Here is an 8,980-nt window from a genome sequence, read left to right as displayed (position 1 = left end):
TAGCGATTTGATTGGAGGATACAAAATATGAAAACAAATGCTGAAATAGCTAAAGAAATAGATAATATTCAAGTAACTTTAGGCAATGATGAAGGTAGAAAACCACACATGCATGAAATTTCTTCCTTTCTAACTTATAAGAAAGTCACTGTGGACGATAAGTTGTTAACTTCTGCACGGCTCCTTTCTGATTTTCCGAAGGATGATTTGGTGCCAACACCAACAAATCTTTTAACACATTACAAGTTGAAAGTAACGGATCTAGATTTTGATGAATCCTTTACAGACTTTAGTGAGGAAAAAGGAAAATCAGAATTTAATAACAGCTCAATGTTTATCGGACTTAATATTTCTAATACTGCAAATTCTCAAGAGCTAGCAGATCAAAAAGATGATTGGTATATGTTTCACACAGATGAAACAATTAAAAAAAAGAACAGCAAATCACCTAAATTGGACAGCAACATGGTATACAACTTTGTTGAATCCCACTTTGATGACAGTTTTGATGGCTGTTACATAACGGATATTATCAAAGATACTATCGACAGTAATAGTGCCAACATAAAACAAAATTTCTTCATATCCACTCCTAGTAGAAGAAAAAAAGAATACATGTCCAGTAACGACTGGAAAGTGCTAAGTGAAGCTGAAAAATTAGAATATATATCATCAAAGATAGGTAGATATAATTTGATGCATTCAAATATTACAAAAATGGCAGAGACATTATTTAAGACTGATCAAAACAAAAAAGCATCGAAGAAAAATAATTCAGGCCATTTCGATTCATTAGAAGAAGCCGAATCTCAAGTTAAAAAGAATCGAGCTAAATTTATCGAATGTGCTAATATATTTATTCAAGAATGCAATATTATTAAGCCAAAACATTTAGTCGTTTATGGTGAGGATACTGAGTGGGCATTGCTTAGAATGTTAGATATTGATGCGGTACGACAAAACAGAAAAATTGTTGATCTTATTGAAAACCACATTGAAATTAAACATTATTCTGGCGTATATAGCATCGCAAATGCAATTAAAGAAGGCCAGCGGTTATTACATGCTGTTAACCATAATCAATCGGCAATAGCATTTTAACTTAACCATCTCGATAAATAAAAGGAAGCCATCAATCAATTTTGATTATGGCTTCCTTTTGTTATTTGATCAATTTTTAGTACCTAAACAAAACTAACTTTGTTACTTAAACATTCTATCCGCCAGTTCATACGAAATCCGAATTCCATCAACAAAATCCTTCTTCGTCATGTTTTCATTGGGCGCATGATTATGCTGATCGTAATTAGCGTATGGTATGGTTACTACCGGCACTTTGAGAATATCGGTCCAAACATAATTAGGCACAGTTCCCGCCATGACAGGTTCCACAACAACAGATCCAGTTGCTTGTTCCACAATTGACGTAAAAGTGGCGATCAGACTTTTAGATAAATCAGAAGTGCTCGGCGGAATCGAACCTAGGTAGTTTATTGAAACTTCCTTATTTTGTATTTCATGTGCAAGAACATCCTCAAGGCCCTTTTTAAGGGTTTCAATATCTTGATGACCAACTAGACGACAATCAATTTTAACGGTGGCTTGATGCGGAATAATGGTTTTAAGGCCCTTTCCTGTGTATCCGCTCTCAATGCGCGCAATATTAAACGTTGGTCGATACATTAAGCGTTCGTAAAACTCAATTTTATCAGGAATTGTGCTCAATCCGAGTTGCGCACAAATTTGTTTCTTATCGTATGGTAGCTTGTCCAATAAATCTAACTTAATTTCACTTTTTGTCGGAACATCCTGATAGAAATTAGGAATCAGAACTTTTTTCGTATCAAAATCATACAACTTCCTCAATACTTCAATGAGTTTAATTGCAGCACTCGTCATAATATTACCGGCATTACCTGAATGATTATCATTCTGACCGGTATGCGCAGTCAGTTCAAACCCAAACAACCCGCGATTCCCTAATCGGACCACGTGCTCGCCATCTTGATTGATCGATCCATCAACCACTACCGCCAACTCCACCTGTTTCAGTAATGAGTCCCGCAGTTTTGCAACTGTTGACCCTAAGTTCACACTGCCACGTTCTTCTTCACCTTCCACCAAAAATGTGATGTTGAACGGCAACTCACCATGGAGTTGCTTGTAGATATAGATGCCTAGAATCTGAGCCATCAACTGTCCTTTGTTATCACCAACACCACGGCCAAAATATCTACCGTCTTTCAAAATCAGTTTAAACGGATCCGTATCCCACAAACTGCGGTCACCGCCAGGCATCGTATCATAATGACCATAAAGGAGCTCCGTTCGATCAGTCGTCCCTTTGATTTGGGCAACGAGTGATGGTAATCCGGCTGTTTCAATGACACTTACTTGGGCGTCCAGTAATCTTTCAAAAATTCGTTTTAAGAAATTAATACAATTTGTCATGTCGTCATCTTCATTACTTACCGATCGCGTTTCCACAAATTCAGTCAACAATTTTTCAAATTCCGAATAATGGCGATCTATAAATTCGATTTCTTCACTCATTGTGGTTCCTCTCGCTTTCAAATACTAATCCTACTGACTACCATATTAGTCTTTTTAATCTGGAATGTGTCACTCATATTTATTCTCTAACTATTAAAATCAAGTAACCTCAAAAAAAGCATTGGCTCAGCACCAATGCTTTTCTCAATCAATATCGTCAATATGAGGAACGTTAATCTTTCGTTGTTTTACAGACACTTCATAAAAAATCCAAGCAACCAGCGCGAAGAAAATCGGTCCAATAACTGTCCAAAATGCGGTGTAATAATCATGAATTGAAAGTGGCTCAATTACCGTAAATATAATTCCCAACAAAATTACCAGCCACGTCACAATCGTTATTGTCCACGTCATAGCCTTTGTTTTGAAGAAAACAAAGGGTCGCTCTAAGTCCGTGCGTTTTTTAAAGAACGGAAAAGCGCCGACTAAAAACAAGTACGGCACAGCCGAGGAAATGTTTTCCATATCCTGCAAAACCGTGTAAAAGGACTGTGCATTGCTGCCCCCAAAGGAAACGGCAAACACAATCACCGCCACAATAATAGCTTGAAGCCACATCGAATACGCAGGAACGCCAAATTTATTTAATTTGGTCATTTTTTTGGGCCAAAATTTAGCCGGCGAGCCCATAATGAAGGATTTTAAAGGTGAATAAACCAAAACGAAAAACGCACCCATATCGGACAAGAACTCTTCAATACCAATAACCCGCGCAAACCAGTTTCCCAAATTAACACTGGCGGCTACTGATAAATGTAAAGTTTTCCCAATTGACACACCTAAGTTATTCATTAAAACATATAACACGTTGCCTAAATCGCTCGTTTTATTACCAAGAACGACGTGCCAGTTTGCACTCACACCCCACAGAAAGATGCCTAGGGAATAAGCTATCAACATAATAATGGTCGAAATGATCATCGCGCGTGGAAAGGTTTTGGATGAGTTTTTCACATTATCCACAACTCCACCCATAGTTTCCATGCCACCATAGGCGAAAATTGCGTATACAATAAACGACATAATTGCAATTGGCGAACCAAATTGCCCGTTTGGTGAATGAATAATGGACCGTGCCGTAAATGGTTCTGCTAAATGTCCACTTTGAACAGCCAATAAAACTAAACTAATCAGTAAAAATAGCGCGGTGATGGTTAACGTAATAATTCCGCCAAACGCTGCAAATCGCGCAATCTGATTAATTCCATGCGTTGAGAAAAATGTCACGGCAAACATAAACATAATCGCGATAAGACCGATCGTTTCCACACTATTCAATCCTAAAAAGTGCCAAGATTGGGTCGTGTCATATCCTGTGAACATTGTCGCAAACGGAATCCAGATCTTGGATGATTCCGAAACCAACCAAACGATCCACCCGGATAACCAAATGAACGTCCCAATAAATGCCAGTTCTTCTCCAATTGAACCTGCCAACCACGAATAAATTCCACCATGGGCTTCTTTAAAACTAGCGCCATATTCGGCAAACATCATTACACTAGGAAGAAAAAATAAAATTGCCCCCAAAACGTACCACAGAATGGCGCCATACCCCATTTGATCGTATGCAACCGTAGTATTTGAAATTCCATAAATGGAGGTAAACACCATAAGAATTAAGCCAACCAGCCCAATTTTATGCTGTTTTGTGTTCTCCAACTCTTCCAAAACAAATCCTTCTCTCTAAAATAGAAATACTTGACTATTTTAGCACTTTTTTCTGTAATATATGCAGTTTTTCAAATAACAATCAATAATTTAAGACTTTATTCATGAATTAATGAATAAATACACAGGTTTATTCAAAATTTACTTTTTCAATGTTCATGAATACGTTTTACAACAGTACCAAAAGTCTTTTCTTTTTCTAACACTAGATCATATAATGAAGAACTAAGAACGTTTCTTAAGTTACTGTTCTTGGTGAATTTTAACACGCTGAATTTGAATCAAGAATCTTCTCATAAAAACACGACAACGTTATATAAAAACATTTGAAAATCACCTTAATAAGGTGAAAAGTCAGTTATAATCAGGTTATCAGCTCTAGTTTAGGAGGTGCACTAGTACTCATGAAACGACGAGGTTCCCGCTCCAACAATACACATCGTAGAAAAATAATTCTTAAATTTACACTTTGGCTATCAATTGCGTTGCTGTTTGTTGCCACAATGGCCTTTGTTTATATTCGTCATGTAAACTCCGAACCACCAGCTAATAATCTAACCTTGAGTGCCGCTAGCTCCCGAAAAGAAAAACGTGCCGAATCCGCATCAATTGCCAAGTTTGAATCTAGCCTTAGTGCTAAAGACAGATCTAACGCTCAGTCTTCCTCAATTTTCCGTGCTCGTAGTTCCATCAGTAAAGCTAAAGAATCGTTAGCACGTGAAAAAGCAGCCAACAGAAAAATGGCTGCTTCGTTGAAACGTGCACAGGCAAAATCCGCTAAAGATGCTAGTTCGGTGGCAAGAGCTGCCAAACAAAACTCAACGAATGCAGAAAAAGTTTCCAGCGAATCTGCCAAAGCAAGTTCTAACCCACAAAGTAAGGCTAGTTCAAGTTCAAAACCTAGTAGTAGTTCCAGTAGCCAATAAAAAAGTTCTTCGGTGCAAACTAGTTCACAGGATTAATATATTTTAAATTGAAATCAAATAAGAAATTAAATATTCATTTTAACAAAAAAAGCATGGTAAGCTGTAGTAGTTTTGCCATACTTTTTAAACACTCATTCATTTTACTGCCAGTGACACCTACTATTTTTGGTGCTCATTCATTTCCACTAAGTCTTTAACGATATCAAACATTAAAATTATCGGACCAAGCAAAGCATATCCAATTCTAATAAAGAAGTTGACCGTCATATCAAAATTAGTATCCCACAATGCCAGTCTTTGGGTGCTTAAATTGTGTTGCACATTTGCATAACTGTTATCTCCCCATTTGTCTTTTCTATGATATTTTGCATGTTCCTGTTGGGTAACTCTGGCACCAAGTTGTAAAAACGATAGGTTGCTTAATGACCAAATTTTTCTTTTTACTATATAAAACTGACAGATCCATGACAAAAAAAGCCAAATGTTGTAGAAATTAAGTCTTACATTGAGATGATTTGTATTGTCAATATTGAAAAAAGCAATTAAAAACAACATGATTATCGATTGCTCAATAACTTTATGTATGTATGATTTGTTTTGCATAGGCTGACTCCTTACAGTGTTTAAGTAGTACAAACAATTAGAAAATGGTTAGTAATTTAATTCTTATTTAACCATTATAATTAAAAATTCTCTTAAGTAAACTGTAATTATCATTTTTGCCGGAAAATGTTCTTCAATTTTAGTTAAAAAACAAAAAAATACAGGTTTTCACCTGTATTAAAGTACCTCTATATTAATGATGCGTCAGGGGGGAATCGAACCCCCATCATGAGGACCGAAATCTCATGTGCTATCCATTACACTACCGACGCCTATAGTGTAATTCTAATGAACTTGAGTTCAAATTTCAACCTAAAATTTTGGCATCAACTATTTGGTGATAGCACATTCCTCCGGCCACTTCATTTATTAAGTTTTTTTCTACTGAGCAAGTTGTTGTCCACCCTTGTGTGGCCGTTGCATCCCCTTCAATAACCGTAACCACTGATTTGTGATTTTTTTCAACTCAAAATCTCGTGCTCGCTTCAATGATAACTTGGCATTCTTTTGTCGTTCTTCCACACTATCTAATAATGGTTTGATGGCCTGATAAAAATCTGGCAAGCAATGATTAGACAACAATACTCCATATTTACCATTTGCCAAATATTCTTCAGCACCAGTATTGTACATCGAAACAACTGGTAAACCATAACTCATTGCTTCTCCAATCACCAATGGTAATCCTTCCCAACGTGAAGTCATTACAAAAATAGATGAATTTTGATAATTTTCGGTCAACTCTCGATTGTTTAAATGTCCTCGATAAATTATTTTATCAGCAACGTCATGTTTTTGAATTAATTCTTTAAATTTTTCCATGTCATCTGGTTTCCCACCACCCGCGATTGAAAGCATCCAATTATCTGGCAGATCTTTTGCTAATTCTAACAACAAATCGATCCCCTTTTGTTGAATATCAATCCGTCCAGTAAAGTTAATCACATGATTCTCCAAATTTGCTTTACCAGCAGACTTTAAAGTCAACGGATTATGAATCTTGATTGTCTGGGCGTTGAATTGCTTGAATCCTTTTAAATCATGTTCAGTTAGCGTCACCACTAAATCAGCAGCTCTTAATCCGCTACAAAATTCCTTTTTCATTTGCGCATAATAATTGTTCAGATAAGTATCCGCATTATTATGCATCCACGTAATCACCCGGACGTCTGGTACTCGTCGTTTAATTTCAGGTGTAAAACTAGTTAACAATCCGGCCGTGAATAGGGCAACATCGTAATCGCCTTCAGCTAAAACTGTTGCTAAATCTCTAATTTGTTGTTTAAACTTCTGCAATGGCTTTTCACCACGAAAACTCTTGCCTCCTGAATCTATAGGGTGCTTTGCCACAATTAGCGGCGCATTTAAATCAAAATAAGGTTTGATATCAGCCAACGTATAATAGTTAATTTCAACCCGATTCGCCAATTCATTAGCTACGACTGTTGTTGCTCTTTTCAGGCCATCCATTAAATAATTTTCCGTACATACTAAAATTTTCATCGACATCCCTCTTCACCTTTTTATTTCACTTACTGACTTTGCTTATGAAAATGAGCCATCCATCAACCGGACAGCCCGCTAAATATATTAACCGTACAGTAACATGGCCTTTGCTTCTTTTTCAAGCTTTTTGCTTATCAATTCTATAATAAATATATGTACTTCTGCTCATTATCAATATTTTATTCGAAATCTGAACAAATTAAAGGCAAAACCCATTGTTCTACACAAAAAGCTTCGCACCAAATTCTAAAATTAATTTGGCACAAAGCTTTTATTTACACTTTTATAGTTAAAGTTGATCTATCAAAACACGATCAATCATGTCCAACACACCACTATGATTATTATCAAGTGGTGTCACAAACGATGTCGCAGCCTTCGCTTCCGGAGCCGCATTTTTCATAGCATACCCATACTTGGCATCCTGTAACATTGCGGCATCATTTTGGTTATCGCCAAACGCCATTGTTTCTGCCATTGACACATTCCAAATGCGTTGCAGTTGTTCCAATCCATATGCTTTCGTGACGTGTGGCTTGATAATATCGATGCCGCTGTAGCCGCTCATCACTTCTGCCAATTGATCACCAAACTCACCCACTAGTGTAGCGTGTTTATCCCGTACATCCCCAACACCAGGCCAGTTCACATCGACTTTATAAATTTCATCATCTACATCCGTCAAACGATCACTGTGGGTCAACATTTCATAAAAATACCGTGTGCGACCCCAAGTTTCTGTCGAGTTCGTCACATTAGTATACGCACCTTTTTGACCTGACAACACAATCACTCCGTTCGCCAAAACGAGCTTGCTGGCCATGCTTGCAACCACCGACTGCCACAATTCTGGCTCAATCGGACTCGAGTCTAGCACTTGGTCATTTTCAACAACCAACCCGCCGTCTTCAACCACGTAGGTCAAATCCCCATTGATGCCATCCATCACGCGCAAACAATGTTGATATTGATTACCACTGGAAACGACAAAGTGAATACCTCGGTGATTCATTTCATCCAGTTGTTCTTGAAACCGTTGGCGATCAAACTCGTGCTGATCATCCAAAAACGTACCATCAATGTCACTCGCAATTAATTTTATTGTCATCTGAAACTCCTTAGCTTATTTAAAATTTTGAAGCTAACTAACGCTGATTAATCACACGATGAATTTCCGTATTCAAATAGATTAACATCTTATTAGCGTCTTGACGAAAATCGGCATCAAATGAGGCCCCTTGAGATTTAATGTCACCAATCGGTTTTTGAATGACATCAAAAATTGTAATTGTATCGTCGTTTAACTTGCAAGAATAGTAATGACCTTCTAGTTGTTCGTCTAGTAGAGACTGGGCATTATCCTGAATCGCTTCAAAAACAACTTGCTTCTCGTCGCTTTTATGTCCTAACTCTTCTAGTTCTGCAATTTTCACTTTTACTTCGGTCATATTTTGAGGAATTTGAATCATTTTAGTTCGCTCTTCTTTCATTTGAATGCATTAAAAATACCCCTTCATTCTATCATGATCGGGGTATTAATTACGACTATTTATCTTACTAAAGATTGAAAGTATCAAAATTATTATATCAGTGTGTTGCTTGCAAAGATTAGACTTAGTCTGGAAGCCACTGGGCTCAGTAGTGTCGTTTATCTTATCGGTTTTCGCTTAGATAAAGCCGAGCTTGGAGACGTGGCTTGCGGCTCCAAGTCGTGCCAACTA

The 8,980-nt window shown here is 37.2% G+C and carries 8 protein-coding genes and 1 tRNA gene; 2 read left to right on the top strand and 7 right to left on the bottom strand.

What is annotated here, in order from left to right:
• Positions 1-27: 27 nt before the first annotated feature.
• Positions 28-1,101 (top strand): hypothetical protein, encoded by a 1,074-nt coding sequence (locus tag PPA04_RS08785; protein WP_057784983.1) that lies wholly within the window; start codon positions 28-30, stop codon positions 1,099-1,101.
• A 102-nt stretch (positions 1,102-1,203) separates the two neighbouring features.
• Here the strand turns inward: PPA04_RS08785 and PPA04_RS08780 are convergent, their stop codons facing one another.
• Both PPA04_RS08780 and yjeM read right to left on the bottom strand, forming a co-directional pair.
• Complete coding sequence (locus tag PPA04_RS08780) at positions 1,204-2,553, bottom strand: M20/M25/M40 family metallo-hydrolase (protein WP_057784984.1); 1,350 nt, start codon at positions 2,551-2,553, stop codon at positions 1,204-1,206.
• Positions 2,554-2,697: 144 nt separating this feature from the next.
• Complete coding sequence (gene yjeM, locus PPA04_RS08775) at positions 2,698-4,224, bottom strand: glutamate/gamma-aminobutyrate family transporter YjeM (RefSeq protein WP_260281004.1); 1,527 nt, start codon at positions 4,222-4,224, stop codon at positions 2,698-2,700.
• A 404-nt stretch (positions 4,225-4,628) separates the two neighbouring features.
• On the opposite strand from yjeM, the gene PPA04_RS08770 reads away from it, so the two are divergent.
• Positions 4,629-5,150, top strand: a complete 522-nt coding sequence (locus tag PPA04_RS08770; RefSeq protein WP_057784985.1) for a hypothetical protein — start codon at positions 4,629-4,631, stop codon at positions 5,148-5,150.
• Positions 5,151-5,309: 159 nt separating this feature from the next.
• Here the strand turns inward: PPA04_RS08770 and PPA04_RS08765 are convergent, their stop codons facing one another.
• The 5 genes from PPA04_RS08765 to PPA04_RS08745 form a co-directional block, all read right to left on the bottom strand.
• A complete protein-coding gene (locus PPA04_RS08765) occupies positions 5,310-5,753 on the bottom strand; it encodes a hypothetical protein (RefSeq protein WP_057784986.1) in 444 nt (147 codons plus the stop codon).
• Between the two features lie 200 nt (positions 5,754-5,953).
• Positions 5,954-6,025: transfer RNA gene (locus PPA04_RS08760), tRNA-Arg, on the bottom strand.
• A gap of 109 nt (positions 6,026-6,134) precedes the next feature.
• Positions 6,135-7,256, bottom strand: a complete 1,122-nt coding sequence (locus PPA04_RS08755) for a glycosyltransferase (RefSeq protein ID WP_057784987.1) — start codon at positions 7,254-7,256, stop codon at positions 6,135-6,137.
• Between the two features lie 292 nt (positions 7,257-7,548).
• The gene (locus PPA04_RS08750; RefSeq protein WP_057784988.1) at positions 7,549-8,367 is read right to left on the bottom strand and encodes a Cof-type HAD-IIB family hydrolase; all 819 of its coding nucleotides are present in this window, start codon (positions 8,365-8,367) and stop codon (positions 7,549-7,551) included.
• Between the two features lie 37 nt (positions 8,368-8,404).
• Complete coding sequence (locus tag PPA04_RS08745; RefSeq protein WP_147206799.1) at positions 8,405-8,728, bottom strand: hypothetical protein; 324 nt, start codon at positions 8,726-8,728, stop codon at positions 8,405-8,407.
• Positions 8,729-8,980 lie beyond the last annotated feature (252 nt).

The organism is Pediococcus parvulus (genome assembly GCF_007990205.1).
GTDB lineage: Bacteria > Bacillota > Bacilli > Lactobacillales > Lactobacillaceae > Pediococcus > Pediococcus parvulus.
Note: the sequence above shows the minus strand (reverse complement) of the source record. Positions and strands in the feature narration are given on the sequence as shown.